This window comes from Actinocorallia sp. B10E7, assembly GCF_039871655.1.
Classification (GTDB): domain Bacteria; phylum Actinomycetota; class Actinomycetes; order Streptosporangiales; family Streptosporangiaceae; genus Actinocorallia.
The window spans coordinates 548,692-573,448 of the sequence record NZ_JBDPLZ010000001.1; the positions used below are offsets into that span (position 1 = coordinate 548,692).

22 protein-coding genes are annotated in these 24,757 nt (G+C 70.4%); 10 read left to right on the forward strand and 12 right to left on the reverse strand.

Annotated features, from left to right (window positions below; translation table 11 throughout):
• Positions 1-103 precede the first annotated feature (103 nt).
• From ABGB12_RS02605 to ABGB12_RS02615, 3 genes are all read right to left on the reverse strand, one after another.
• Positions 104-3,436: an ATP-dependent DNA helicase gene (locus ABGB12_RS02605; protein WP_347674234.1), complete on the reverse strand. Its 3,333-nt coding sequence runs from the start codon at positions 3,434-3,436 to the stop codon at positions 104-106.
• Positions 3,433-6,585 carry an ATP-dependent DNA helicase gene (locus tag ABGB12_RS02610; RefSeq protein ID WP_347674235.1) on the reverse strand — a complete coding sequence of 1,051 codons (3,153 nt, stop codon included), beginning with the start codon at positions 6,583-6,585 and terminating at the stop codon, positions 3,433-3,435. The genes ABGB12_RS02605 and ABGB12_RS02610 overlap by 4 nt, the downstream gene beginning before the upstream one ends.
• A gap of 152 nt (positions 6,586-6,737) precedes the next feature.
• Positions 6,738-8,465 (reverse strand): serine/threonine-protein kinase, encoded by a 1,728-nt coding sequence (locus ABGB12_RS02615; RefSeq protein ID WP_347674237.1) that lies wholly within the window; start codon positions 8,463-8,465, stop codon positions 6,738-6,740.
• 137 nt (positions 8,466-8,602) lie between these two features.
• On the opposite strand from ABGB12_RS02615, the gene ABGB12_RS02620 reads away from it, so the two are divergent.
• Positions 8,603-9,508 (forward strand): ROK family protein, encoded by a 906-nt coding sequence (locus ABGB12_RS02620; protein ID WP_347674238.1) that lies wholly within the window; start codon positions 8,603-8,605, stop codon positions 9,506-9,508.
• 82 nt (positions 9,509-9,590) lie between these two features.
• The gene (gene moeZ, locus ABGB12_RS02625; RefSeq protein ID WP_347674240.1) at positions 9,591-10,772 is read left to right on the forward strand and encodes an adenylyltransferase/sulfurtransferase MoeZ; all 1,182 of its coding nucleotides are present in this window, start codon (positions 9,591-9,593) and stop codon (positions 10,770-10,772) included.
• 81 nt (positions 10,773-10,853) lie between these two features.
• On the opposite strand, the gene ABGB12_RS02630 is transcribed toward moeZ, so the two are convergent.
• Complete coding sequence (locus ABGB12_RS02630; RefSeq protein WP_347674242.1) at positions 10,854-11,252, reverse strand: VOC family protein; 399 nt, start codon at positions 11,250-11,252, stop codon at positions 10,854-10,856.
• A 182-nt stretch (positions 11,253-11,434) separates the two neighbouring features.
• On the opposite strand from ABGB12_RS02630, the gene ABGB12_RS02635 reads away from it, so the two are divergent.
• Positions 11,435-11,641: a hypothetical protein gene (locus tag ABGB12_RS02635; RefSeq protein ID WP_347674243.1), complete on the forward strand. Its 207-nt coding sequence runs from the start codon at positions 11,435-11,437 to the stop codon at positions 11,639-11,641.
• Positions 11,642-11,766: 125 nt separating this feature from the next.
• Positions 11,767-12,585 carry a protein kinase gene (locus ABGB12_RS02640; RefSeq protein ID WP_347674244.1) on the forward strand — a complete coding sequence of 273 codons (819 nt, stop codon included), beginning with the start codon at positions 11,767-11,769 and terminating at the stop codon, positions 12,583-12,585.
• Between the two features lie 33 nt (positions 12,586-12,618).
• Here the strand turns inward: ABGB12_RS02640 and ABGB12_RS02645 are convergent, their stop codons facing one another.
• From ABGB12_RS02645 to ABGB12_RS02655, 3 genes are all read right to left on the reverse strand, one after another.
• The gene (locus ABGB12_RS02645) at positions 12,619-12,906 is read right to left on the reverse strand and encodes a transcriptional regulator (RefSeq protein WP_347674246.1); all 288 of its coding nucleotides are present in this window, start codon (positions 12,904-12,906) and stop codon (positions 12,619-12,621) included.
• Positions 12,903-13,358 (reverse strand): hypothetical protein, encoded by a 456-nt coding sequence (locus tag ABGB12_RS02650; protein WP_347674248.1) that lies wholly within the window; start codon positions 13,356-13,358, stop codon positions 12,903-12,905. Before ABGB12_RS02650 ends, ABGB12_RS02645 begins: the two co-directional genes overlap by 4 nt.
• 92 nt (positions 13,359-13,450) lie before the next feature.
• Complete coding sequence (locus ABGB12_RS02655; RefSeq protein WP_347674250.1) at positions 13,451-14,335, reverse strand: alpha/beta fold hydrolase; 885 nt, start codon at positions 14,333-14,335, stop codon at positions 13,451-13,453.
• Positions 14,336-14,434: 99 nt separating this feature from the next.
• Between ABGB12_RS02655 and ABGB12_RS02660 the strand changes: the two genes are divergently transcribed.
• The gene (locus ABGB12_RS02660; RefSeq protein ID WP_347674252.1) at positions 14,435-15,031 is read left to right on the forward strand and encodes a TetR family transcriptional regulator C-terminal domain-containing protein; all 597 of its coding nucleotides are present in this window, start codon (positions 14,435-14,437) and stop codon (positions 15,029-15,031) included.
• 60 nt (positions 15,032-15,091) lie between these two features.
• Here the strand turns inward: ABGB12_RS02660 and ABGB12_RS02665 are convergent, their stop codons facing one another.
• The 3 genes from ABGB12_RS02665 to ABGB12_RS02675 all read right to left on the reverse strand — a co-directional run bounded on the left by ABGB12_RS02665 (position 15,092) and on the right by ABGB12_RS02675 (position 18,110).
• Complete coding sequence (locus ABGB12_RS02665; protein WP_347674254.1) at positions 15,092-16,090, reverse strand: hypothetical protein; 999 nt, start codon at positions 16,088-16,090, stop codon at positions 15,092-15,094.
• Positions 16,091-16,321: 231 nt separating this feature from the next.
• A complete protein-coding gene (locus tag ABGB12_RS02670) occupies positions 16,322-16,708 on the reverse strand; it encodes a DUF1622 domain-containing protein (protein ID WP_347674256.1) in 387 nt (128 codons plus the stop codon).
• A gap of 64 nt (positions 16,709-16,772) precedes the next feature.
• A complete protein-coding gene (locus tag ABGB12_RS02675) occupies positions 16,773-18,110 on the reverse strand; it encodes an APC family permease (RefSeq protein ID WP_347674258.1) in 1,338 nt (445 codons plus the stop codon).
• Positions 18,111-18,509: 399 nt separating this feature from the next.
• On the opposite strand from ABGB12_RS02675, the gene ABGB12_RS02680 reads away from it, so the two are divergent.
• The 4 genes from ABGB12_RS02680 (at position 18,510) to ABGB12_RS02695 (ending at position 20,955) form a co-directional block, all read left to right on the forward strand.
• Positions 18,510-19,355 (forward strand): helix-turn-helix transcriptional regulator, encoded by an 846-nt coding sequence (locus ABGB12_RS02680; protein WP_347674261.1) that lies wholly within the window; start codon positions 18,510-18,512, stop codon positions 19,353-19,355.
• On the forward strand, positions 19,352-19,552 hold the full coding sequence (locus ABGB12_RS02685; RefSeq protein ID WP_347674263.1) for a DUF397 domain-containing protein: 201 nt from the start codon (positions 19,352-19,354) through the stop codon (positions 19,550-19,552). The genes ABGB12_RS02680 and ABGB12_RS02685 overlap by 4 nt, the downstream gene beginning before the upstream one ends.
• A 166-nt stretch (positions 19,553-19,718) precedes the next feature.
• A complete protein-coding gene (locus tag ABGB12_RS02690) occupies positions 19,719-20,027 on the forward strand; it encodes an MGMT family protein (protein WP_347675025.1) in 309 nt (102 codons plus the stop codon).
• A gap of 25 nt (positions 20,028-20,052) precedes the next feature.
• The gene (locus tag ABGB12_RS02695; protein ID WP_347674264.1) at positions 20,053-20,955 is read left to right on the forward strand and encodes a serine hydrolase; all 903 of its coding nucleotides are present in this window, start codon (positions 20,053-20,055) and stop codon (positions 20,953-20,955) included.
• Here ABGB12_RS02695 and ABGB12_RS02700 read toward each other — a convergent pair.
• On the reverse strand, positions 20,952-23,075 hold the full coding sequence (locus ABGB12_RS02700; protein ID WP_347674266.1) for an MMPL family transporter: 2,124 nt from the start codon (positions 23,073-23,075) through the stop codon (positions 20,952-20,954). The two genes, ABGB12_RS02695 and ABGB12_RS02700, sit on opposite strands and share 4 nt — an antisense overlap.
• Positions 23,076-23,196: 121 nt before the next feature.
• On the opposite strand from ABGB12_RS02700, the gene ABGB12_RS02705 reads away from it, so the two are divergent.
• Positions 23,197-23,892, forward strand: coding sequence for a TetR/AcrR family transcriptional regulator (locus tag ABGB12_RS02705; RefSeq protein ID WP_347674270.1), 696 nt, complete (start codon positions 23,197-23,199; stop codon positions 23,890-23,892).
• Here ABGB12_RS02705 and ABGB12_RS02710 read toward each other — a convergent pair.
• Positions 23,889-24,728 (reverse strand): Ku protein, encoded by an 840-nt coding sequence (locus ABGB12_RS02710; protein ID WP_347674272.1) that lies wholly within the window; start codon positions 24,726-24,728, stop codon positions 23,889-23,891. The two genes, ABGB12_RS02705 and ABGB12_RS02710, sit on opposite strands and share 4 nt — an antisense overlap.
• Between the last annotated feature and the right edge of the window lie 29 nt (positions 24,729-24,757).

The window sequence follows — 24,757 nt, forward strand, 5'->3', positions numbered from 1 at the left end:
GCAGCCTCCCGCTCAATGGTCGTTCACAGGAGCATGCCGTGTACGACGCCCCGTGAACACCCCTCGGTGAGCAGTATCACCCGGACGCGTGCCCGTCCGGCGCTCAGCCCCCGGCCAGCGGGACCTTCGCGAAGAGCGCGGCGAGGCCCTCGGCGTCCAGCAGGTCCGCGGGGCGGATGGTGCGGCCCGCCTTCACGTAGTGGAAGGCGGCGCTGACCCGCTCCAGCGGGACGCCGGCGAGCGCCGCCCACGCGACCCTGTACGCGGCGAGCTGGACGGCCACCTGCCGCTGCTCCTCCGCGGACGGCGGGTTGCCCGTCTTCCAGTCGACGACCTCGTAACTGTCGTAGCTGTCAGATCCAGCGGAGCCGGCGGATCCGTCTCCGCGGCGGAAGACCGCGTCCATGCGCCCGCGCACGAGACGGTCGCCGATGAGCGTCTCGAACGGCACCTCCACCTCGATGGGCTCGCGGGAAGCCCATTCGGACGCCTCGAAACGCTCCTGGAGCCGCGCGAGGTGGCCGTCGTCGTCCAGGTCGTCGTCGGCCGCGCCCATGAGGTCCTCGGGGTCCAGCAGGCGCTGCTGGCCCCAACGGGACTCCAGCCAGCGGTGGAAGGACGTGCCGCGCCTGGCGAACGGCGCGGGCGGGCGCGGCATGGGGCGGCGGATCTGCGCGGCCAGCGCGGCGGGGTCGCGGGCCAGGGTCACCAGGGACGTGACGGTCAGCTTGTCGGGGAGCTCCACCGTCAGGCCGTCCCCTCCGCGCCCCTTGTCCCGTTCGGCCAGCAGCAGTTCGACGTCACGCGCCCAGGCGACGAGCCGTCCGCGTTCGGCCTGCGTGAGGTCGCCGGTGGGAGTCCACGGCGAGGGACGGCCGACGACGGCGTCCTGGACGAGCCGCGCGCCTTCGACGACCGGGCCCTCGCCCAGCGGCGGCAGCGGCCACGCGCCCGTCCTGGGCTCGGCGAGCAGCGGGTTGCGCTCGTGCTCCTCCGGCGGATCCGCCCAGCACGGGACGGCGTCGGCGCTCTCGCGCATCTCCTCCAGGAACGGGGACGGGCCGAGCGGCTTGGACGCCGAACCCCACCGGTACCCGGTCGCGATGAGCACCTGGCTGGCGCGGGTGACGGCCACGTACGCCAGGCGCCGCTCCTCGCGCACGTCGCGGTCGGCGCACGCCTCGTCGAACGCGGCGAGGTCCTCCTTGGCCAGGCCGGCGAGCTCCGGGAGGTCACGGCGGTCGCCGCGCAGCGGGAACGGGATCATGCGCGGGTTGCCCGTCCACCGGGTGCCCGCGCCGGCCGGGCGCGCCGGGAAGACCGAGCCCGTGCCGGGCCTGCCGTTCTTCTGCGGGGTGAAAGCCAGCCCGGGCACCACGACGACCGGCCACTCCAGGCCCTTGGAGGCGTGGACGGTCAGCAGCTTCACGCTGTCGCTCTCGCCGACCCGGCCGGCCTCCAGGCCGAACTCCTCGGACTCGGCGGCGCTGAGATAGGCCAGGAAGGCGCCGAGCGTGGGGTCCTCGTGGTCCCCGGCGAAGGCCATGGCGGCGTCGATGAACGCGTCGAGGTCGGCGCGGGCCGTCACCGGGTCGAGGCCGGTGCGGGCGGCGACCTCGATGTCCAGGCCGAGCACCCGCTCGACCTCGGAGACCAGGTCGGGCAGCGGGAGCTGCGCCTGGCGGCGCAGCTGGCGCAGCTCGTCCCGCAGCCGGGCCAGGCGGCGCCACCCCTCCTCGGAGTAGCCGTCGGGCGGGCCGAGGTCGTCCAGGGCGTCGACGAGGCTGCCCTGCTCCTCGTTCAGCTCCCGGACGAGCCTGCCCAGCGGGTCGTCGGTATTCCCGGCGTGCCCGGCGGCCTCGGCGGCTGCGGGGTCCGAAGGAGGCTCCGCCGCGGCGGGCTCCTCGCGGGTGATGTCGCGCCGGGCCTCGCGGGCCAGCTCCCTGGCCCGCCTGCCGAGGGCGACCATGTCGCGGGGGCCGATCCGCCAGCGCGGCCCGGTGAGCAGCCGGGCCAGGGACGCTCCCGCCGTCGGGTCGTGCATGACCCGCAGGGTGGCCACCACGTCCTGGACCTCCGGGACGGTCAGCAGCCCGCCCAGGCCCACGACCTCCACGGGTATGTCGCGCTCCTCGAGCTTCTGGCGGATCAGCGTGAACTGCGAACGTTTGCGAACGAGGACCGCGACGTCGGAGTACCTGAGCCGCCCCTCGTCCCATTCGCCGCCGTCGGGTGCCCGCTCGCTCGCCATCACCGCGCTGACACGCTCGGCGATGTGCCCGGCCTCGTCCTCGATCGTCGGGAACAGCCCGCACTCCACCCAGCCCCGTCCCGTCTTGGACTCGGCGGGCCGCAACGGGGAGACCCTGCGCATCTCGGCGCGGAGCTCGGCCTGGACGCGGGCGGCGGCGTCCAGGATCCGCTCGCCGTTGCGGAAACTGCGGGTCAGCTCCCGCATCGGCGCGGGGCCGTCCGCGAGCGGGAAGTCGTGCGGGAAACCCAGGAGGTTGCCCGACGACGCCCCCCGCCACCCGTAGATGGACTGGCACGGGTCGCCCACCGCCGTCACCGGATGGCCGTCGCCGAACAACGACTTCAGCAGGACGAGCTGGGCATGGCTGGTGTCCTGGTATTCGTCCAGCAGGACCACCGCATAACGCGACCGTTCGATCGCGGCGACCTCCGGATGACGGGACGCGATGCGCGCGGCGAGCGACATCTGGTCGCCGTGGTCGACGACCTCACGCCGCGCCTTCGCCCGCGAATAGGCCTCGATGATGGGCAGCAGCCGCTCGCGGACCGCCTGTTTGGCCAGGACTTCACGCTGCTTGGCCATCGGCTTGTCCACCAGCGCGAACCGCTCGTCCAGCCACCTCCCGACGCTCCGGACGTCCTCGGGGCCGCGCAGATGCTCCGCGAGGTCGCCGGACAGGTCGATGACGGCCCTCGTGACGGTGTCCGGGGACCAGTCGATCTCGTCCATCGGACCGTCGTAGGAGTCCACGGCACGGGTGGCGATCTGCCAGGCGACCGCCGGGGAGATGAGCCGCATGGTCGGCTCCAGGCCCTCGCGCAGGGCGTGGTCGCCGAACAGACGCGCGGCGTAGGAGTGGTAGGTGGAGACGGTCGGCTCGCCGTCGAGCAGCTCCGGCTCGACGAGATCGGGGTGCTCGCGCAGCCCGTCCAGACGTCTGCGGACCCGCGCGGCCAGCTCCGCGGCCGCCTTGCGGGTGAACGTCAGGCCGAGCACCCGTTCGGGCCGCACCAGGCGGTTGGCGACCAGCCACACCACGCGCGCGGCCATCGTCTCGGACTTGCCCGAGCCCGCGCCCGCCACCACCGCCATCGGCCCGAGCGGCGCCTGGACGACCGCGGCCTGCTCCGGGGTCGGCTCGGGCAGTCCCAGACGCCGGGCCAGTTCCGCCGGAGAGATCACCGACCCACCTCACCGCCGTTCTCGTGCACCGGGCAGCAGGACTGTACCGGGCACGTGCGACAGTCGTCCCCCGCCTTGGCCTCGAACACCGGGGAGGCCATGCCCTCGGCCACGATCTCCACGAGCTTCTTGGGCCACAGCGGGTCGGAGTCCTCCGACGGCGGGCCCTGCGCCTGCTCACGCGCGCGGCGCGCGAAGGACGCCTTGCCGACCTGCACGAGCTTGGCCCCGCCGGGCTCCAGCAGGCCGTGCCGGGCGAACGCGCCGAGCATCACCGCGTACTGGTAGACGCCCAGCTGGGGATTGCGCGCCAGCTCGTCGGCCGGGACGGGCATCCCGCCGGTCTTGATGTCGATGATGACGCCGCGGCCATGCTCGTCGCGTTCGGCGCGGTCGATCCGCCCGCGGATGACGACCCGCCCCAGGTCGACCTTGAACGACTCCTCCAGCGCGACGATCTCGTTGGGGTTCTCCCGGTGCCAGCCGAGGAACTTCTCCACCATCTCGGTGGCCTGGGAGCGCTGCTTGTCGCTGTACCAGGCGCTGCGGAAGTCCAGCTCCGACCAGATCTCGTCCAGTCTCCCCGCCAGGTGCGCCTCGGTGACCTCCGGCACGGAGCCGGCCAGCTCCGCGACGGCGTGGATCACCTTGCCCATCACGCTGTACTCGCCGGGGCCGCCCTCCCGCGCGCCGACCGCGGAGGTGAGCAGCCAGCGCAGCCCGCAGGTGGTGAACGTCTCCACCTGCGAAGGGGAGATGACGATCTGCTCGTCCTCGGCGAAGGGGGCCCTGTCGGTGGACAGCGCGGTGATGGCGTACCAGTTCTCCGGACGCGCGCCGCGCACCCCGGCGCGGGCCAGCCGGGCCAGGTGCGCCGCGGCGGCGCGGCGCAACGCCTCGGGACGGGAGGGGTCCACGACGGACGCGCGCAGGTCGGCGACCAGCGCGGGCATCGACAGCCAGCGGGTCTTCTCGTCCAGCTGCGCCTCTTCCAGCGCGCCCGGCAGGAGCTCGTTGAGGAAGCGGGACGGGCGGTCCTCGGTGTCCTCTCCCCCGACGGCCGTGACGACCAGCCGTCTGCGCGCGCGCGTCACCGCGACGTAGAAGAGCCTGCGTTCCTCGGACATCATCCTGGCCGCGATGGTCGCGCCCGAAACGGGATCGAGGATGTCGGAGCCTTCCAGGAGCTCGTCGACGCCCAGGAGGGTGCCGCGCAGCCGCAGGTCGGGCCACAGCCCTTCCTGGACGCCCGTCACGACCACGACGTCCCATTCCAGGCCCTTGGCGCGGTGGGCGGTCAGGAGCCGGACGGTCTCGCCCTCGGGGGCGTGCTCGGCCAGGGAGTCGCCGGCGATCTCCTGGGCGGCGAGGTCCTCGGCGAACAGGACGGCGCCGGCCTTCGGGAGCCTGTCCACGAACCGGGCCGCGCGGTCGAACAGCGACACGACCGCGTCCAGGTCGCGGTCGGCGGCGGCTCCGCGCGCGCCGCCCCTTTGGCTGTCGGCCAGCAGGCGGTCGGCCAGCCCGGACTGCTCCCAGACCGCCCACAGGACGTCCTCGGCGGTCCCGCCGTTCTCCCTGGCCGTCCGGATGAGCGCGGCGATCCGTTCAGCGGGGGCCTTGACCTTCTCGTGCACGAACAGCAGCTCACGGGAGTCGTTGAGAGCCGCCACGAGCAGTTCGTTGCCTGAGCGCGCGCCCTGCGCCATCTCCTCCAGGTCGCGCAGCGCACGGCGCAGACGGCGCATGCCGAGCGCGTCCGCGCCACCGAGCGGGCCCGTCAGCAGCTCCTCCGCGACGACCTCGTCGAGGTAGCCGGGTTTGAGGGCCGCCAGCAGCACCATCATCAGCGGGCGTACCGCGGGCTCCGCGTACAGCGGCACGTCCTCACCGAGGACGGTCACGGGGACACCCGCCTGCGCCAGCGCACGCCGCACCGTCGGAACCTGGTTGACCGCCCGGATCAGCACCGCGCAACGCGACCACGGCACGCCTTCCAGCAGGTGTGCGCGGCGGAGTTCGTCCGCGACGAGCGCGGCTTCCTGGCTCGCGGTGTCGGCGACGACGACACGCACCTCGGGCGAGGACTTCTCGCTCTCCTCTTCCGGCGCCTCCACCGGGCTCTCGTCGGGCGTGACGAGCGCGCGGTGCTCGGCCGGACCCGGAAGACGCCGCGCGATACGCCGTGACGCCTCCAGCAGGGCCGCGTTCATCCGGCGGCACACCTGGAGCGAGACGGTCGGCGCGGGCGTCCCGTCCAGCCGCGGGAAGCGCGTCGGGAACTCCAGGATGCCCCGGACGTCCGCGCCCCGGAACCCGTAGACGGACTGGTCGGGGTCGCCCACCACGATGAGGTCGCGTCCGCCTCCCGCGAGCTGCTGCAGGAGGTCCTCCTGCGCGGGGTCGGTGTCCTGGTACTCGTCCACGAACACCACGTCGTAGGCGTTGCGTTCCCGTTCGCGTACGTCCTCGTCGTAAGCGAGCAGCCCCGCGGCCTCGCGGATGATCTCCGCGTAGTCGTAGGAGGGCACCGGATCGAGGTCGAACCGCTGCTCGTAGCGGCGCATGAAGTGCGCGACGGCCACCCAGTCGTCGCGTGCGTTGAAACGGCCCAGTTCGAAGAGCCGTTGCGCGGTGATGCCGCGCTCAGCGGCCCGCAACATGAAGTCGCGGAGTTCTTCGGCGAACCCCTTGGTGTTCAGCGCCGGGCGCAGCCGCTCAGGCCAGTGCAACGCCCCGTCGTCGATCTCGCCGGTGAGCATCCGACGCACTTCCAGCAGCTGTTCGGGGCCCGTCAGCAGTCGCGGAGGCTCCATCCCCTCCAGCACGGACTGACGCCGCAGCAACGCCCACGCGTAGGAGTGGAACGTCATCGCCATCGGCGTCTTCGTCGTCGCCCCCAGCCGTCCGGTGATGCGATGACGCAGTTCCTCGGACGCCTTACGGCTGAACGTCAGGACGAGGATGCGCTCGGGATCGGTGTTCCGGCCGGCGATGCGGTCGACGACCGCTTCGACGACCGTCGCCGTCTTGCCCGTCCCCGGCCCCGCGAGCACGAGCAGCGGCCCGCCCCCGTGCTCGACCACCCGCCGCTGGTACTCGTCCAGGGACGGAGGCTCCACGGCACCCGCGGCGCCACCGCGACGCACGAGACGATAGGGAGCACTGACCACCCTTGAGATTCAAGCGGAAGATCAGCGTTCCTCCGGCCATCTGCGCGGGAAAGAACGCGTGCTTCTCCGCACCGGCCCCACGAACGCCCACTGTGCGGCCGGTGCGGTGACGGTCGGTCTCCGTCAGGTCATCGGTAGTACGGGACGGGCGGAGGCGCGGGCTGCGCGGGCCAGGACGGCACCGCCATCGGGTGGGGGGAGGCCATCGGGTGCGGCACGTGGGGGGCGGGGCCGGGCGTGTTGAGCGCCTGGCACAACGCTTCGGCGCGCGTGGTCAGCGGGTGGCCGGCGCCGAGCACCTTCGTGCAGTCGAGCTTCAGCGCCGTGGCGATGGCGTGCGCTCTGGGGAACTGGCCGACGGCCTGGTTGCACAGGCCCAGGAGGAGGCGCGTCTCCAGGGTGTCGGGGTGCTCGTTGCCCAGGAGGCGTCCCCGTGCCGTCGCCGTCTCGTACGCGACGGTGAGCGCCTCGGGGTGGCGGCCCAGGGCGTGCAGCGACCAGCCTTCGGTGTTGCGCGCCTCCTGCGTCTCGGCGTTCTCCGGGCCGAAGAGACGGCTGCGATCCCGCGCGACGCCCTGGGCGACGGGCAGCGCCTCGGAGGCCCGGCCGAGCGTGTAGAGGATCTTGGCGAGCAGCAGCCAGCTCCGCAGGGTCTTGGGGTTCTCCTGGCCGAACGCGCGGGCCCTGCCCTGCGCGACGGTCCGGGCGACGCCCTCGGCCTCCTGCGCGCGTCCGGCCAGGTACAGCGCGGAGGCCATGATGTTGCGGCTGCTGAGGGTGTCGGGGTGTTCGGGCCCCAGCAGCGCGGCGCGTCCCTGCGCGGCCTGCTCGGCGGCGGTCACCGCGTCGGCGTAGCGGCCTTCGTGGCAGTACCGCGCGGCGCGCTTGTTGAGCTGCTCGTACTCCTCGGCGGGCGAGCCGGCGGCGGGAGCGGGGGCCGGCGGAAGCGAACCGCCCAGGGCCGCCAGAGCGGCCTGCGCGCCGGCCGCCGAGACGTCCGGGGCGCGCCGCTCCGGCGCGGAGGGTGCGGAGGCGAGGTCGACGGCCTTGAGCCGCCGGATCACCTCGGCGGCGTCCGCGGGGCGCTGCGCCGGGTCCTTGGCGAGCATGTCCAGGACCAGCCGGTCGATCTCCTGCGGGAGTGCGCCGTTGTGCGCCCTGGGGCCCTTCGGCTGGTACTTGAGGTGGCCCTGGACGAGCGCTTCGAGGCCCTCGTCGATCGGGAACGGCGGCTGCCCGCAGAACATCTCGTGGAACATGCCGCCGAGCAGGTAGATGTCGGTGCGGGCGTCGATGTTCTTGCCGAGGAACTGCTCGGGCGCCATGTAGACGGGGGTCCCCAGCACCCCGCTGCCGGTCAGGCCCGTCGCCGACGACAGGTGCTTGGCGATGCCGAAGTCGCACAGCTTGGCCCGGCCGCCCCCGACGACCATGACGTTCGCGGGCTTGAGGTCGCGGTGCACGATGCCCTGGGCGTGGGCGGCGCCGAGCGCGTCGGTGATCTGGACCGCCAGGTCCACCGCCTGGTCCAGCCGCAGCCCCCCGGGCCGTTCCTCCAGGAGCTTCTGCAGGTCCCGCCCGTCGAGCAGCTCCATCACCAGGTACAGGACGTTGTTGTCCACGTCGATGTCGTGGACGACCGTGATGCCCGGGTGCTGGAGCGTCGCGGCCAGCCTGGCCTCGCGCAGGAACCGGGTGACCCCTTCGGGGTCCTGGTCGGGTGCCTGGGGCAGTACCTTCACCGCGACCTTGCGTTCCAGCCGGGTGTCGACGGCCAGGTAGACCTGGCCCATGCCCCCCTTGCCGATCTGCCCCTCGAGCTGGTAACGCCCGCCGAGCACGACAGCTTCGCTCACTCCTGCTCTCCTCCCGTGATGCCCGCATAATCCCACTTTCAAGGTCTTTCGGGGCCTCGATTACCGTCCGTCTGACCGGACAAGGCATCATTCGCAGGAAAGGCGCCTTATCACCGCCCCCCGAGGAGGAGCCCCCCATGGCCGGGTCCTGTGTGGTCGCACTCGACGTGGGCGGTACCCGGATGAAGGCCGGACTGGTCGGCGAAGGCGCCCACGTGATCACCGAACGGCTCTACGACACCGGGCGTGAAGACGGACCCGCCGCGGTGACCGAACGGCTCGTCGGCGTCGTCCAGCAGCTCACCGAAGGGGCCCGCGAACGCGGGCTGCGGCCGTCCGGGGCCGGAGTCGTCATCCCCGGGATCATCGACGAGGACACCGGGGTGGTGCGCTCCTCGGCCAACATCGGCTGGCAGGACTTCCCGCTGCGCCGCCACCTGGCCCAGCACACCGAACTGCCCGTCGCGATCGGCCACGACGTGCGGGCCGGCGGGCTCGCCGAGTCGGTGCTGGGCGCCGGACGCGGCCAGAGCGACCTTCTCTTCCTCGCATTGGGCACCGGGATCGCCGGAGCCATGATCCTGGAGGGGCGGCCGTTCAGCGGCGGCGGATACGGCGGTGAGATCGGGCACATGCAGCTCGACCCCGGCGGCCACCCGTGCGGGTGCGGCTCCCGCGGCTGCCTGGAGACCCTCGCCTCCGCCTCGGCCGTCGCGCGGCGCTACTCGCGGCGGGCCGGCGAGCAGGTCAGCGCCCGCGAGGTCGCCCTGCGGGTCGAGGCCGGCGAACCCCTGGCCCTGGAGATCTGGCGGGACGCGACCGAGGCGCTGGCCACGGCGCTGCTGGCCTACATGACGATCTGCGCGCCCACCCGGGTCGTCATCGGCGGCGGGCTCGCCCAGAGCGGCGAGACCCTCCTGGCCCCGCTGCGCGCCTCCGTCGAGAAACGGACCACCTACCACAGGCCGGTACAGATCGTCCGGGCCGCGCTCGGCGACCGGGCCGGGCTGCTGGGCGCCGCCCTGCTCGGCCGCACCGCCTGACCTGCCGGTAGATTGGGGAATGTTCAGGCCCCGTTCTTGGTTCTGCCTGAACGAAAAGCGCCCCATTCACCAGGAGTGAACCGTGTCACTGCCACCGCTGGTAGAGCCCGCGGCCGAGCTGACCCGCGACGAGGTCAACCGCTACTCGCGGCACCTCATCATCCCCGACGTCGGGATGGCCGGGCAGAAGCGACTGAAGAACGCCAAGGTGCTCTGCGTCGGCGCGGGCGGCCTCGGCTCCCCCGCCCTGATGTACCTGGCCGCGGCCGGTGTCGGCACCCTGGGCATCATCGACTTCGACGTGGTCGACGAGTCCAACCTGCAGCGCCAGATCATCCACCGCCAGTCCACCCTCGGCCTGCCCAAGGCCGAGTCCGCGGCGGCGACGGTCCGCGAGATCAACCCGCTGATCGACATCCAGGTCCACAACGTCGCGCTCGACCGCGACAACGTGATGGAGATCTTCTCCCAGTACGACCTGATCGTCGACGGCACCGACAACTTCGCCACCCGCTACATGGTCAACGACGCGGCCGTCCTGCTGGGCAAGCCGTACGTGTGGGGCTCGATCTACCGCTTCGACGGCCAGGCCAGCGTGTTCTGGGCCGAGCACGGCCCCTGCTACCGCTGCCTCTACCCCGAGCCCCCGCCCCCCGGCATGGTCCCGTCCTGCGCCGAGGGCGGCGTCCTGGGCGTGCTGTGCGCGTCCATCGGCTCCATCCAGGTGAACGAGGCCATCAAGCTCATCGCGGGCATCGGCGAGCCGCTGGTCGGCCGTCTGATGATCTACGACGCACTGGAGATGACCTACCGCCAGGTCAAGGTCCGCAAGGACCCCGAGTGCCCGCTGTGCGGCAAGAACCCGACGATCACCGAGCTGATGGAGGACTACGAGGCCTTCTGCGGCGCGGTCTCCGAGGAGGCCTCCGAGGCCGCCCAGGACTCCACCATCACGGTCGTCGAGCTCAAGGAGATGCAGGACAACGGCGAGAACATCTTCCTCGTCGACGTCCGCGAGCCCAACGAGTACGAGATCGCCTCCATCCCCGGCGCGACGCTGATCCCCAAGGGCGAGTTCCTCAACGGCAACGCCCTGTCGCTGCTCCCCCAGGACAAGAAGATCGTCCTGCACTGCAAGTCGGGCGTCCGCTCCGCCGAGGCCCTCGCCGTGGTGAAGGGCGCCGGCTTCGCCGACGCCGTCCACGTGGGCGGCGGCATCCTCGCCTGGATCCGCCAGATCGACCCCAGCCAGCCCACCTACTGACCGGCTGACCCGATCACCGAAGCCCCGGACCTTTCAAGGTCCGGGGCTTCGCTTTGCGCCTCTCTCTCGAGAGGCGATGCCTCAGTCGCGGTCGTGATGGCACACCGCTTCCAGCATGATCCCGAAGGGGTCGAGCCAGAACGTCGCGTAATAAGGCGGCGCGTACTCCGGAAAATGCCGCGGTTCGTGCAGCACCTCGGACCCGAGTTCCCTCACCCGGCCGTGCACGGCCTCCACCGCCGATCGCGTCTTCACCATGAAGGCGAGGTGCTGCAGTCCCGTCCGGTGGCGCGAGTAGTCGCCGCTCTCGAGTGCCGGATAGACGAACAGGAAGGTACCGGGCTTGCCGTTCGCGGGACGGTAGGAGAACTCGTCCTCGGCGCTGAAGAACTCCTCGAAACCCAGCAGCGGCATGATCTCGTCGTAGTAAGCCTTGGCCGCGGAGAGATCCGGGACGTTGATCCCGATGTGACCGATCATGAAAGAAGGATCACACAACCGGTCTCCGCTCGACCCGACGAACTCCCGGTCGGCTCCGGCGGCTCCCGGCCGGACGTGGACAACTCCATCGAGGCTTCGCGAAGGCCGTTCCCCAGCGCGGTCACTCCCCGCTCCTCAGAGAAGGGACCGGGCTCCGCCCCTACAAGTCCTCGCGGGACGCCATGCCCGGCGACCGCTACCCTCTGTGCACCGACGGCCTCACCGACGCGGTCCCCGCCCAGTCCGTCCACGAGGCGCTGACCACCTGCGCCACCCCCGGCGACGCCGTCCGCCGCCTCCTGGACTTCGCCGCCGCCGAGGGCGCCCCCGGCGGCATCACCTGCGTCGTCGTGGACGCCGTCCCTCTGGAGGATCAAGCCGTCGGGTGAAGGGCACGGCTCCGCTCTTTCCGAGCCCGGACGCCGGACTGCCGAGGATCCTCCGGGAGAAGACGGAAAACTCCGCAGGGGCCGGGAGCGTCACAAGGGCGAGGCGTGCGCGGGGAGGAAACAGGATGGTCGAGCCGCTCAGGGAACACGACCCGCGCAGGATGGACGGCTACCGGCTGACCGGCTTCATATGCGAGGGAGAACAAGGGGTGGTCTATGCCGGCCGCTCACCGAAAGGGGCGCCGGTGGCGGTCAAGCTTCTGCACGTCGCCAGGCCGCTGCACGCGGACGACTACGAGGAGCGGACACCGGAGAAGCTCGCCGCCCAGATCTCCGCGGTGATGCGGGCGGGAGAACGGTGTGCGGGCGGGGTCCTGGACTCGCGGCTGGACGTTCCCCGGCCCTACATCGTCACCCGGCTCATCGAAGGCCCGAACCTCTTCGAAACAGCCCGGGAACACGGACCCATGCCCGAACCCGGACTACACCGACTGGCACTGGAAACGGCGGAGGAACTGGCCGCCCTCCACAAGGAAGGCTACGTCTGCGGATTCATCAAACCCATGGACGTCATCCTCAACCGCGAAGGACCCCGCCTGACCGGCCTGGGCATCACCTTCAAAGCCTGGGATGTCAGGCGGGCGCTCAGAGACGACGCCGTCTACTCGTGGATCTCGTGGATGCCGCCGGAACTCCTCCGGATGGAGGATTCCACCCCGGCGGCCGATGTCTACGGCTGGGGGCTGGTCGTCCTGTTCGCCGCCACCGGCGGTCATGTCTTCCCCAGTGACACCGGCCCCGCCTTGATCTACCAGGCGTTGTTCGCCGCACCCGACGTGACCGCCCTCCCCGCCCCTCTGCGCCCCCTCGTCTCAGCCGCGCTCGCCAAGGACCCCGCCGACCGCCCCGACATCACCACGATCCTCGCCGCTCTCGGCGGCTGACGCCCCCGGCGGGCGCCCGCCGTCGTGTTCCCGTCAGGTGAGGGATCGGCCGACGATCCGCTGGAGGGTCTCGACGTAGGATCCGAAGGCCTCCCGGCCCCGGTCGGTGAGCTTCAGCCAGGTGCGGGGGCGTTTGCCGACGTGGCCCTTGCGGATCTCGATGTAGCCGGCCGCCTCCAGGGACGAGGCGTGCTTGGACAGGGCCGAGTCGCTGATCTCCAGGGTGTCGCGGACGAAGGAGAACTCCGCCTCGGTCGCGGCGGCCAGCAGGGACATGATCTGCAGGCGCGCGGGCGCGTGGATGACGGGGTCGAGGTTCACTTCGTGACCCGCCCCTTGGCGCGGTGCAGCACGAGACGCTCCGTCGGACGGGTGGTGGCGGCCATCAGGACCATCGTGACACCCCCGGCGAGCACCTTGCGCCACGGTTCGTCCAGCCCGTCCGCGAGCGTGTGGACGCCGATCGCCGTCGCCACCCCGAGCAGCGCCCACGCGGTGTAAACGGCCATGGCGGGGACGTCCGAGGTGGACACCGCCCAACGCACCCGGCTGAGGCGGAACTCCAGCCAGATCAGGGTGAGGAATCCGATGATCGCCACCCCTGAGCACACCAGGTTCACGGCGATGTTCTCGGAGTCCATGCCGATCTGCCCGAAGGTGAGCAGGGCGACGTAGGCGGGCGCGTACCACAGGGGCAGCCGCTGCTCGGCTCGGGTCTTCTGCTGCGTCCGCTCGATCTCCGCGAGCGCCTCCGCCGGGTCGTACTCGGTCATCTTCACACCTCCACAAGTACTTTCCTATAAGGAAAGTACTTTCTACTTTCCAAAGATTCAAGTACTTTCCCGAGCGCAGAGAGGACCATCTCTCACTCGCCGCTCTCGACGAAGCGCAGGATCCGCTCGTTCACCAGGCGCGGCTCCTCCAGAGGGAGCCCGTGACCCACGCCCGGCACGATCTCGACGCGGACGGAGGGGACCAGGGAGCGCAGGCGGGCCCCGGCGGAGACCGGATCGAGCAGAGTGCTGCGCTGGGCCAGCAACGCGAGGACCGGGAGGCCGACCGAGCGCAACTCCTCGTCGGTGAAGAGGCGGGCGGGAGGACGAGAGTTCGGCTTGAAGGCGCGGGCGGCGAACATCGTGGGCTTCATGAGCTCGGGCGGCGCCACGAGCGCCACGTTGGCCAGGAGACGCGCCAGGCGGGGACGGAACCGGCGCGGGGCCTGCATCGCCAGAACTCCCACCATGAGGTTCACCAGAAAGCGGAAAGGGACCTTCTGCAGGCCTCCCGGATCCAGAAGGGTGACGGACGCCAGGCGCTCGGGGGCGTGGATCGCCTGGTTGAGCGCCAGCCAGCCGCCATAGGAGTGGCCGACCAGGTGGACCCCGTCCACCTTCAGGGCGGCGAGCGTCTCGTCGAGCCAGCGGGCGTTGTCCCGCGAGCCGACGGCCGGAGCGCGCTGCACGCTGCGCCCGGGGTCGTCGAGGGTGTCGATGGCGAAGACGGGGTGCCGCTCCCCCAGTTCCCCGACCTGGGGGTACCACGTCGAGGCGTTGGCGCCGTGGCCGTGCAGCAGGACGACGGGCTCGCCGGACTCCGGACCGTGGCGGTGCACGTAAACCGTCCCGTAAGAGGTCTCGACCTCGACTCCGCTGCGAGGACTCGGCCACAGCCGCATGGCCTCCTCGTAGGCCTCCAGGAATCTCGCCTTCGCCGCTTCACTGGCGAAGCGGCCGATCTCCGTTCGCGTCATGTGCTCCTCCTCGAGGATCCACCAGGGTTGATACGATCGTATCAATGATTGGTACGATCGTATCAACCCGTTCGCGGAGAAGAACCGAGGAGAACACCGATGCCCGGCGGCCCCGACGCCAGACGCACCCAGATCCTGGACGGCCTGATCCGTCTGGCCGGCCGCCAGGGCCTGCACACCGCGAGCATGCGCACCGTCGCCGCCGAGGCCGGAGTGTCGCTACGGCTCGTCCAGTACTACTTCGAGACCAAGGAGAAGCTGCTCGTCGCCGGACTGGAGCACCTCGCCACCCTGATGACCGGCCGGCTGACCGCGCGCCTGGCCTCCGCCGACGACCGCGAGGACCCCCGCACCGTCATCGAGGCCGTCCTCACCGAGGCCCTCCCCACCGACTACGAGAGCCGCGTCTTCCACCTCGTCTACACGGCCTACGCCGTCCTCGCCGCCACCGATCCCGTCCTGGCGGCCCAGCCCTTCCTGCGCGCCCCCGACGAGATGGAGCGTTTCCTCACCGGCCTGCTGCAGACCGCCCGGAGCGCGGGACGGCTCCCCGCCTCCCTCGATCCCGCCGCCGAGGCCGCCCTCCTGCTCGCCGTCTCCGCCGGCCTGGGCACCAGCGTCCTCCTCGGCCAGCGCGCCTCCGAAGAGGCCATGCGCCTCCTCCACTACCACCTGGACAAGCTCTTCTCCGGGTGAGAGCCCTGCCGAACGGCTCCGGATCCAGCGTCTGCGGATAGCCGATCCGCTCCGGGCGGGTCAGTCCCAGGAGGTCGACTGCCCGTAGGGGTCGGAGGAGTTCAGGGCCAGTTCCCGAAGATCGATCACGTCCTCGTCGCCGTACCCGGGCGGGAGTTCCATACCGAGGGCGCGGAAGATGGACCTGATCTCCTCCACGTCCGGCGGGTCACCGAGCCGCTGGTCCCGAACCGCCTGGATGGGGATACGTCTGGCCTGCTGCAGGCTGATTTGGAGCTCCGACTCCCAGCAGTCGAAGGTCGGGGTGCCGCCGTCGACGATGACGGCGGGGAACTCCGGGCCCCGCTGGGTGATGATCAGGCGGTCGGTGGAGAGCTCGTAGCGGAAGATGGAGAAGGACGACGACAGCCTGATGTCGATATCGAGCAGGTCGTACTTCTGCTGGTACCAGCAGGCCGCCAGGACGGTGGCGAAGAGCTCCCTCCGGGTACCGTCCACCGTCCAACTGCGCTCGGGGCTGTCCGGTCTCGTCGCCAGCCTCTGGTGGAGCCCGACGAAGCGCGCGCACAACGATTCGTCCATGGGGTCGAGGATTTCGAGGCGGAACGTCACAGGGCGGCGGAAACGGCGTGCGCGGTCGACGCATTCCGGCAGGGTCACCGCCCTCACATAAGCGCCCGTCGACCCTTTGAACACCCACCGGATCGCGTTTCTCCGCGTTTCCGCGAGAATGCGGTTGCATTCCGCTCCCGGGACGACCCTCACGTCCGAGCGCCGCTGCAGCCCGTCGGACAACTGCTCCAGCCGGAGCGCCATCTCCTGGACGGACCGCTGCACCGAGGCGGCGCTCCCGTCACCGCGCAGCCGGTCCCGCAACAGCACGAAGGTGACCACCGCCAGGGTCGCCATCGTCGCGTTCTGCATGACCTCGGGTGAGGTGTCCCCGAGGATCCCCAGCACGCTGACCACGATGGCGAGCGTCAGCGCCACAAGGACATCGGCGTATCCCAGCGACCAGTCGACGATCCGTTTCATCCGCCCCGCCCGTCCAGCCCCCATCGAGGATGATGGGATCATACAAACCGCTTCCAATGATCGCATCGCCATCATTCCCGTGGAATGAGAACAGGGCCATTAAGGACAGCCCTGCCCCCCTTTCCGACCCTCCGGAAACAGACTTACGGAAATTCGATCCGACCTTGAATACGCCTCCCTGCAACCGGGGAAACGAAGAATTCTCCGGTTCGCCCGGGATTCTGCTTCTCCGGATCGAGGACGGAGGGCACCGCGCTAGTTCTTCTTGATCTCGGGGCCGGGTGCGGGCTCGGGGCTTCGTGCGCGGCGCTGCCAGGGCCAGTGGCCTTCCAGTTCCACTTCGAGGGAGAAGCTGAGGAACGTCCGGACGACGACGATCGCGGCGAGGACTCCCACGCTGGTGAAGGTGGGCGAGACGGCTACGGTGCGGATGATGTCCCCGGCGACCAGGAGTTCGAGCCCCAGCAGGATGGCGCGGCCGAGGCTCTGCCGGTAGGCGCGGTAGGCGGCGGGGAACTCCTCGCGGCGCACGAGCCTGCGGGCGAACAGGAAGGTGGCCAGCACACCGCCGAGCACGATGGCGGCCACCCCGGTGAGGTCGACCGTCTTGCCGACGCCCTCGACCAGTTCCTCGAACTCCATGGCGGCCCTTCCCGGAAAGCGGACTCATCGATCACCTGTCCGCTTTCCCCAATCTGGGGATGTTTCATGCCCTGGCGCGGCGCCGGGAGACGAGGTGGTTGAGGAACCAGAGCACGACGCCGACGGCCAGCAGGATCCCCGCGCGGGCGTAGACCGCGGCGTCCCGTCCGGTCAGGGGCGAGGCCAGGACCAGGCAGACGACCGCGCCCAGCGCGGGCATCCAGGTGGGGGCGCGGAAGTGGGCGTGCTCGACCTTCTCCCGCCTGAGGACGAGCACGCAGACGTTCACCAGCGCGAACACCAGCAGGAGCAGCAGGACGGTGGTGTCGGCGAGGCCGCCGATGTCGCCGGTGCTCACCAGGACCACCGCGATGGCGACGGTGAACAGGATGGCCGGCCAGGGGGTGGCGCGGCGGGCGTGCACCACGCCGAAGACGGGCGGGATGATGCCCTCCCGCGCCATCCCGTACACCAGCCGGGAGGCCATGATCATGTTGATGAGCGCGGTGTTCCCGACGGCCAGCAGCGCGATCAGCGCGAACAGCTTCGGCGGGAAGGGAACGCCCGCGACCTTCACCACCTCCAGCAGCGGCCCGGTGGACTGCTCGAGGGTGCGGGTGTCCACCAGCATCGTGGCGGTGAAGGAGACGGCCAGGTAGATCAGCGCCGTGACGGCCAGACCGCCGAACAGCGCGCGGGGGAAGTCCCGCTGCGGGTCCTTGGCCTCCTCCGCCAGGTTCACCGAGTCCTCGAAGCCGAGCAGCGCGTAGAAGGCGAGCGCCGTCCCGCCCATGACCCCGAGGAAGACCCCGTCGGAGGAGTGGAACTCCAGCGCCCGCCCCGGGTCGCCGTCCCCCTGCAGCAGCGCCCACGCCCCGATCGCGATGATCACCAGCAATCCGAAGGCCTCGATGATCGTGAGCACCACGTTCACCTTGACCGATTCGGAGATCCCGGCGAGGTTCACCAGCGTCACGATGGCCAGGAAGCCCAGCGCGCCCACCAGGACCGGGAGCGTGACGAACTCCGCCAGGTAACGTCCCCCGAAGGCCCTGGCCACCGTGCTGGCCGAGGTGATGCCGCTCATCATCACCGCGAACGCCACCATGAACGTCAGGAACGGGATCCTGAACGCCCGGTTGGTGTACAGCGCCGCCCCGGCCGCCTTGGGGTACTTGCCGACGAGCTCCGCGTAGGCCGTGGCGGTCAGCGAGGCCAGCACGAACGCCGCGAGGAACGGCACCCAGATCGCCCCGCCGACCTTCCCTGCGACCTGCCCCACCAGCGCGTAGATCCCCGCCCCGAGGATGTCCCCGATGACGAAGAGCACGAGCACCTTGCGTCCGATGACCCGTTTGAGCCCCCCGACCGGGATCCGCCCCTCGGCGATCGTCTCTTCCATCACGCTCCCACTCGCAGGCCACCGTCTCACCGGAGATCATCCCGTGTGCCGGTCCTCCCCTGGAGGACCGGCACCCAACCCGGGGTGAACCACGAGCGACCCTACGGGGCGTCAGGCCGTCGCGGACTTCAACGCAGGTCCCGCCGCCGGAACGCGACCAGACCCACGGCCGCCGCGACCCCCCCACGGCGGCCCCGCGCCGTCCGGTGGCGGCACCGACCGTGTAGACGAGGTGCCTCGGAGATTCCGGACAGCTTCACCGTGGCCGAAAGCCGAGGTCAACGGTTACGTGGAAACAGCGAACAGGCCGGACGCCCGAAGTTACGCTTCGCCGCAGAGCGTGAGCACGTGAGTGCTCGCTCCCCGCGACATTCGCCGTCTCGCGCCGGAGGACACCGCATGGCTCCCGCTTCCTACGAGTCCGACCCCGACGCCCTGCGCGCCCATTTCGCGATCGAGCTCCGGCGGCTGCGCACCCGGGCCGGCCTGTCCATGAACCAGCTCGCCCAGGCCATCGGCTGCACCCCGCAATGGATCTACCAGATGGAACAGGTCGACAAGGCCGTCCCCGAACAGACCGCCCTCGACTTCGACACGTACTTCAAGACCGAAGGCTGGGAGGAGAGCGACGGGCTGTTCGTACGGATCTACCGGGCGATTCAGCGAGCAGGCCGCCGCCGCGTACTGCTGCCTGGTTTCGAGGCGTACTTGCAGCACGAAGCCGAAGCTATCGGCATCCGATACTTCTCAGCGCAACTCGTCCCTGGGCTGCTCCAAATCGAGGGCTATGCCCGCGCCCTCATGGACCCGGGTGAACCTGCAGAAACGCTAGATGCCCGAGTTTCCGGACGCATGAAGCGCCAGGCTATCTTCGACCGGCCCAAACCGCCGAGACTGACGTGTGTCCTAGACGAATCAGTGCTCCGCCGACCGATTGGCGGTCCTCAGGTCATGTTCGATCAGATCGATCACCTCATCAAAATGTCACGGCTTCCCCACGTCTCAGTGCGTCTGATGCCTTTCGAAAGGGTCACGCCACCTGCACTGGTCGGCAACTTCATGCTGCTCAGCTTTGCGAAGGGAACCGACCTGCTCTACACCGAAGCAGGCGGTGTCGGCAATCTGACGGAGTGCAAGGAGACGGTCTTCAAAGCCGAGGTAGATTTCGACACGGTGATGGGTGAGGCTCTGTCTCAAACAGAGTCCATCGAGTTGATGGGCCGGGCCCAAAAGGAGTTCCAATGAGCAGCCTGAATCATGCGACGCTTCGATGGCGCAAGAGTAGCCACAGCGGCGGGAACGGCGGCGAATGCGTCGAGATCGCCGCCGCCGCGGGCCGTCTCCTCGTCCGCGACTCCAAGAACCCCGCCGGGACGGTCATGTCCTTCCGAAGCGAAGCTCTCGGAGCCCTGTTCAGCGGGATCCGCGCCCACGAGCGCTGACAACGGATCCCGTCGCCCTACGGAAGGCGAGACGGCTCTGAGTACCGCGTCCAGTAGAAACGGCAATGCTCTTCCGTATTTCACAGCTCAGTAGGCGATGTCCCTCTGTCCGAGCGCGAGCGCTCTCCCCGTGACCCGGGGACGGCAGGATGGGAGCGTGGACCAAATGGAGGACTACGCGGAGCTGGTGCTGGGGCTGGTGGAGCGGATCCCTGCGGGGCGCGTCATGACGTACGGTGACGTGGCCGAGTATCTGGGAGCCGGAGGGCCTCGGCAGGTGGGGCGGGTGATGGCGACGCACGGGGGCGGGGTGCCGTGGTGGCGGGTGATCCGGGCGGACGGGCGGATGCTCCCCGGGCACGAGGCGCGGGCGCGGGACGCCTATGCCAGGGAGGGCACGCCGCTGCGCGGGGAGGACCGCGTCGACCTGCGGCGCGCCCGCTGGGAGGGGCCCCTGCCGGCGGAGGGGCCGTGAGCGGCCTCCGGAGGGGCGGGCCCGCATGATCCTCAGGCGGGTGGCGCTGGGCGCCGTGCTCGTCGCCGCGCTGGCGTTCGGGGGGCCGGACGGCGGGACGCCCCTGCTGGAGGCGGTCAGGCCCGAGGTGGCCGTGGCCGAGGCGCCAGAGCCCCCGAAGGTCGAGGTCCAGCCGAGGGCGCTCGACTCCGAGGGGCTCGACCGCAGGCTGAAGAAGTACCTGGCGGGGCGGGCCAGCGGCGCCGGGATCATGGTGGTGGACCGGGTGACGGGCCTGTCCTACGGGTTCCGGCGCGACGAGGAGTTCGTCACCGCCAGCGCGGCCAAGCTCGACATCCTCATGGTGCTGCTGCAGCGGCGCCAGAAGGCCGGGGAGAAGCTCAGCGCGGACGAGAGGTACGACGCCGGGATCATGATCCGGGAGTCGGACAACAAGTCCGCCGACCGCCTCTTCCTCAGAGCCGGGGGCGCGACGTCCATCAACGCCGTCAACCGCCGTTCCTTCGGGTTGAAGCACACCACCGCGATCGACGCCCAGTGCCTGGACCTGCTGTGCTGGAGCCTGACCTCCACCACTCCGGCCGACCAGGTGCGGCTGCTGCAGAGGCTGTTCACCGGCCCCCTCAGCGAGGCGAACCGCGGGTTCGTCCTCGACCTCATGCGCGAGGTCATCGAGGAGCAGAGGTGGGGTGTGGGCGCCGGCGCGCTCGAGGGCGACGCCGTCTACAACAAGAACGGGTGGATGACGCACCAGCGTGACGGCGACCGCTGGGCCGTCAACAGCGTCGGCCGGATCGAGGGCCACGGCCATGACCTGCTCGTGGCGGTGATGACCAGCCACAACCCGTCCATGGGTTATGGGATCACCACCGCCGAGCGTCTCGTCACCGAGGTGGCCGACGCCTTCCGGGAGACGACCGGCCCTTAGACGGCCGCCGGTTCGCGGACCTCGGCCGGCTCGTCCTCCTCCCGGATGCCGTAGCGGGCGTACAGGCGTTTGAGCGGGCCGGGCGCCCACCAGTTGGCGCCGCCCAGCAGCCGCATCGTGGCCGGGACGAGCAGCACCCGGATGATCGTCGCGTCCACCACGACGGCGATGAACATGCCGACGCCGGTGAGCTTCATGAACGTGATGCCGGAGGTGGCGAACGCGCCGACCACGACGACGAACAGCAGCGCGGCGCTCGTGATGATCGATCCGGTGCGCTGCAGGCCGGTCGCGACCGCCTCGGTGTTGTCGCCGGTCAGGTCGTACTGCTCGCGGACGCGGGAGAGCAGGAACACCTCGTAGTCCATGGAGATGCCGAACAGCATGGCGAGCATGAGGATCGGCATGGCGGGGGCGATGTCGCCGGTGACGGTGAAGTCCAGCAGGCCGGAGAAGTGGCCGTCCTGGAAGATCCAGACGATCGCCCCGAAGGTCGCGGTCAGGGACAGCAGGTTCATCAGGATGGCCTTCAGCGGCAGGACGAGCGAGCCGAACGCCAGGAAGAGCAGGATGAACGTGGCGATGCCGACGAACAGGGCGAGCGGCACCAGGTTGTCGCCGAGGCTGGCGAGCTGGTCCTCCAGGGTGGCGGTGGCCCCGCCGACGTAGGTGTCGCCGGGGGCGGGCACGGCCCGGACCTCGCGCACCAGGTCCCGCACCTCGGACGAGTAGGGATCCCCGTCGTAGGTGAGCCGGATGCGGGTGAGGTCCCCCGACGTCCCGACGATCGTCCCGCCGGTCACGCCCTCGACCTTGGTGAGCTCGGCCAGGTACGGCTCCGCCGGGGCTCCCTTGACGACGACGTCGATGGGGCTGACGGCGCTGCTCTGGAAGTCCGCCTCGAGGACCTCGGCGACGGCGCGGGTCTCGGTGCCCTCCGGCAGCACCCTGGTGTCGACTCCGCCCCAGTTGATGCGCAGGAACGGCGCGCCCAGCACCAGCAGCAGCGCCACGACGGAGAGGCTGACCACGACGGGCCTGCGCATGACGCCCTGGGCGATGCGCTGCCAGTGTTCGCCTCCGCCGGTCTGGCCGGTCTTCTTCGCCTTGCGGGAGCGGACCTTCGGGCCGAGGACGGCCAGGAGCGCGGGCAGCACCACCACGGCCGCGAGCATCGCCACCAGGACGGTCGCGACGCCGCCCATGCCCATGGACCGCAGGAACAGCTGCTCGAACAAAAGCAGCCCGGCCAGGGAGACCGCGACGGTCACGCCGGAGACCGCGACGGTGCGCCCGGCGGTGCCCATCGTGCGGACGACGGCCGTCTCGACGTCCCCGTCGGACCGGGCGAGCTCCTCGCGGAACCGCCACACCATGAACAGCCCGTAGTCGATGGCCAGGCCCATGCCGAGGAAGGTGGTGATGCTGATCGAGAACGTCGAGACGTCGGTGAAGTACGTCAGGACGTGCAGGGCGGTGAAGGATCCGAGGATCGCCACGCCGCCGATGACCAGCGGCAGGGAGGCCGCGACCAGCCCGCCGAAGATGATCAGCAGCAGGACGAGCAGGACCGGCATGGAGATGGTCTCGGCGAAGGCGATGTCGGAGGAGACGCGCGAGTTGATGGCGTCCTCGGTGACGACCTGCCCGCCGAGCCGCACCTGGAGCCCCTGCGCGTCGCGCAGCTTCGGTTCGAGTTCGGTGAAGGTGTCGGTGCGCTCCTGCGGGGTCTTCCCCGCCAGGTTGAGGACCGCGTAGGTGGAGGTCCTGTCCTCGCTCACGAACTGCGGCGAGCCGGTGGACCAGTAGGTGGCGGTGCTGACGACCGCGTCCTTGGGCAGTGCGGCCAGGGACGCGGTCACCGCGTCCTTGACGGCCGGGTCGTCGACGTCGCGTCCCGAGTACAGGACGACGACGTCGGGTTCGGAGCGGCCGAAGCCGTCCTCGATGAGCTGGGCCGCCTTGTGGCTGTCACTGCCGGGGGTGTCGAAGCCGCCCGCCGTGGTGACCGCGCCGAACACCCCCGTTCCCCAGACTCCGAAGAACAGGACGGCCGCCAGGGAGAGCCAGAGGATGAGTTTGCGCCGTCGGTAGACGAGCCGCCCCCAGGTCTCGAACATCCTCGATCCCTTCGTGACTATCGACAACTTTGGTTAATGCCGTTTACTTAACGTACGGTGTTAACCGTCTCTTGTCGGGAAGGTACGGTCAATGCGAGTTAGGTCACACCAGGAGGAGTCAGTGGGCACGGGACGGCGGGAGCGGCTGCGGGCCGCGACGATCGCGGAGATCACCCAGACCGCCCGGCGGCTCCTGGTCGAGCAGGGCGCCGAGGCGGTCACCCTGCGGGCGATCGCCCGGGAGATGGGCATGACGGCGCCCGCCCTCTACCGCTACTTCCCCAGCCACGAGGACCTGCTCCGGCATCTGATCGGCGACCTGTACAACGACCTCACCGGCAGCCTCGTCGCCCGGCTGGAGGCCGTCGCCTCCCAGGACATCGAGACCAGGTTCCGGACCGCGGGCCACTGGTTCCGGCGCTGGTCCCTGGACCACCCCCGCGAGTACGGCCTGATGTTCGGCGCGCCCTTCCCCCGGCCCGAGGGCTCAGACCCGCGCGACTACGCCGAAGAGTGCGGCGCCCGGTTCGGCATGACGTTCCTGGCGCTGTTCCAGGAGCTGTGGGCGCAGAAGCCGTTCCCGATCGTCCCCGACGAGCGCATCGACCCGGGCCTGCGCGCCCAGCTCACCGCATACCGCGAGAGCATGCAGATCCCCCTGCCGCTGGGCTGCCTGCTGGTCTACCTGCAGTGCTGGGTCCTGCTGCAGGGCGCGGTCAGCCTGGAGGTCTTCGGCCACCTGGAGTTCGCCCTGCCCGACGCCGAGCCGCTCTTCGCCCTGACCCTCGACGACATCGCCCTGCGCCTGGGCTTTTAGGCCGTCTTCCGGCGGGAGGTCTTCTTGGGGGGCTTCTCCTCCTCCGCGGCGCCCTTGGCCGCGCTCCGGCCCTTCTTGGCGGCCTCGACGCTGGCGCGCAGCGCGGACAGCAGGTCGGTGGCGGCGGGCTGCTCGGCCTCCGCGGGCTGGACCACCTCGCGGCCCTCGGCCTTGGCCTCGACGACGTCCAGCAGCGCCTCGCGGTAGACGTCCTTGTACTCGTCGGGATCGAAGTCGGCCCGCATGCTCTCGATCAGCGAGGTGGCCATGGCCAGCTCCTGCGGCCGGACGTCGATCTTCTCGGTGAGGAAGGGGAAGTCGGCGGCGCGGATCTCGTCCGGCCACAACATGGTCTCCAGGACGAACACCCCCTCCCTGACCCGCAGCGTGCCCAGCGCCTCACGGGAGCGCAGCGCGACCTTCACCACCGCGACCTGCCCCGACCCCGACAGCGCGTCGCGCAGCAGGACGTAGGGTTTGGCGCCCATCGGGTCGGGCTCCAGGTAGTAGGTCTTGCTGAAGTAGATGGGATCGACCTGCTCCAGCGGGGTGAACTGCAGCACCTCGATCCGGTGGGACGTGGTGAGCGGCAGGTCGGCGAGGTCCTCGTCGGTCAGCACGACCATCTCGCCGGTCGCCAGTTCGTAGCCCTTGGCGACGTCGGCGAAGGGCACCTCCTGGCCGCACACCTGGCAGACGCGCTTGTACCTGATCCGCCCGCCGTCCTCGCGGTGGACCTGGTGGAACGACACGTCGCGCTGCTCGGTGGCCGAGTACAGCTTGACGGGGATGGTCACGAGCCCGAACGAGACGGCGCCCTTCCAGATGCTGCGCATACCGGGCCCGTACCCAGGGCACAGGGGTT

What these genes read in the sequence shown, in the direction of transcription:
- ABGB12_RS02620 (WP_347674238.1), top strand. Translation starts at nt 8,603, where the DNA reads ATGGCCGGGTCCTGTGTGGTCGCACTCGACGTGGGCGGTACCCGGATG.
- ABGB12_RS02630 (WP_347674242.1), bottom strand. Translation starts at nt 11,252, where the DNA reads ATGATCGGTCACATCGGGATCAACGTCCCGGATCTCTCCGCGGCCAAG.
- ABGB12_RS02635 (WP_347674243.1), top strand. Translation starts at nt 11,435, where the DNA reads ATGCCCGGCGACCGCTACCCTCTGTGCACCGACGGCCTCACCGACGCG.
- ABGB12_RS02640 (WP_347674244.1), top strand. Translation starts at nt 11,767, where the DNA reads ATGGTCGAGCCGCTCAGGGAACACGACCCGCGCAGGATGGACGGCTAC.
- ABGB12_RS02650 (WP_347674248.1), bottom strand. Translation starts at nt 13,358, where the DNA reads ATGACCGAGTACGACCCGGCGGAGGCGCTCGCGGAGATCGAGCGGACG.
- ABGB12_RS02655 (WP_347674250.1), bottom strand. Translation starts at nt 14,335, where the DNA reads ATGACGCGAACGGAGATCGGCCGCTTCGCCAGTGAAGCGGCGAAGGCG.
- ABGB12_RS02660 (WP_347674252.1), top strand. Translation starts at nt 14,435, where the DNA reads ATGCCCGGCGGCCCCGACGCCAGACGCACCCAGATCCTGGACGGCCTG.
- ABGB12_RS02665 (WP_347674254.1), bottom strand. Translation starts at nt 16,090, where the DNA reads ATGGGGGCTGGACGGGCGGGGCGGATGAAACGGATCGTCGACTGGTCG.
- ABGB12_RS02670 (WP_347674256.1), bottom strand. Translation starts at nt 16,708, where the DNA reads ATGGAGTTCGAGGAACTGGTCGAGGGCGTCGGCAAGACGGTCGACCTC.
- ABGB12_RS02675 (WP_347674258.1), bottom strand. Translation starts at nt 18,110, where the DNA reads ATGGAAGAGACGATCGCCGAGGGGCGGATCCCGGTCGGGGGGCTCAAA.
- ABGB12_RS02680 (WP_347674261.1), top strand. Translation starts at nt 18,510, where the DNA reads ATGGCTCCCGCTTCCTACGAGTCCGACCCCGACGCCCTGCGCGCCCAT.
- ABGB12_RS02685 (WP_347674263.1), top strand. Translation starts at nt 19,352, where the DNA reads ATGAGCAGCCTGAATCATGCGACGCTTCGATGGCGCAAGAGTAGCCAC.
- ABGB12_RS02690 (WP_347675025.1), top strand. Translation starts at nt 19,719, where the DNA reads ATGGAGGACTACGCGGAGCTGGTGCTGGGGCTGGTGGAGCGGATCCCT.
- ABGB12_RS02695 (WP_347674264.1), top strand. Translation starts at nt 20,053, where the DNA reads ATGATCCTCAGGCGGGTGGCGCTGGGCGCCGTGCTCGTCGCCGCGCTG.
- ABGB12_RS02700 (WP_347674266.1), bottom strand. Translation starts at nt 23,075, where the DNA reads ATGTTCGAGACCTGGGGGCGGCTCGTCTACCGACGGCGCAAACTCATC.
- ABGB12_RS02710 (WP_347674272.1), bottom strand. Translation starts at nt 24,728, where the DNA reads ATGCGCAGCATCTGGAAGGGCGCCGTCTCGTTCGGGCTCGTGACCATC.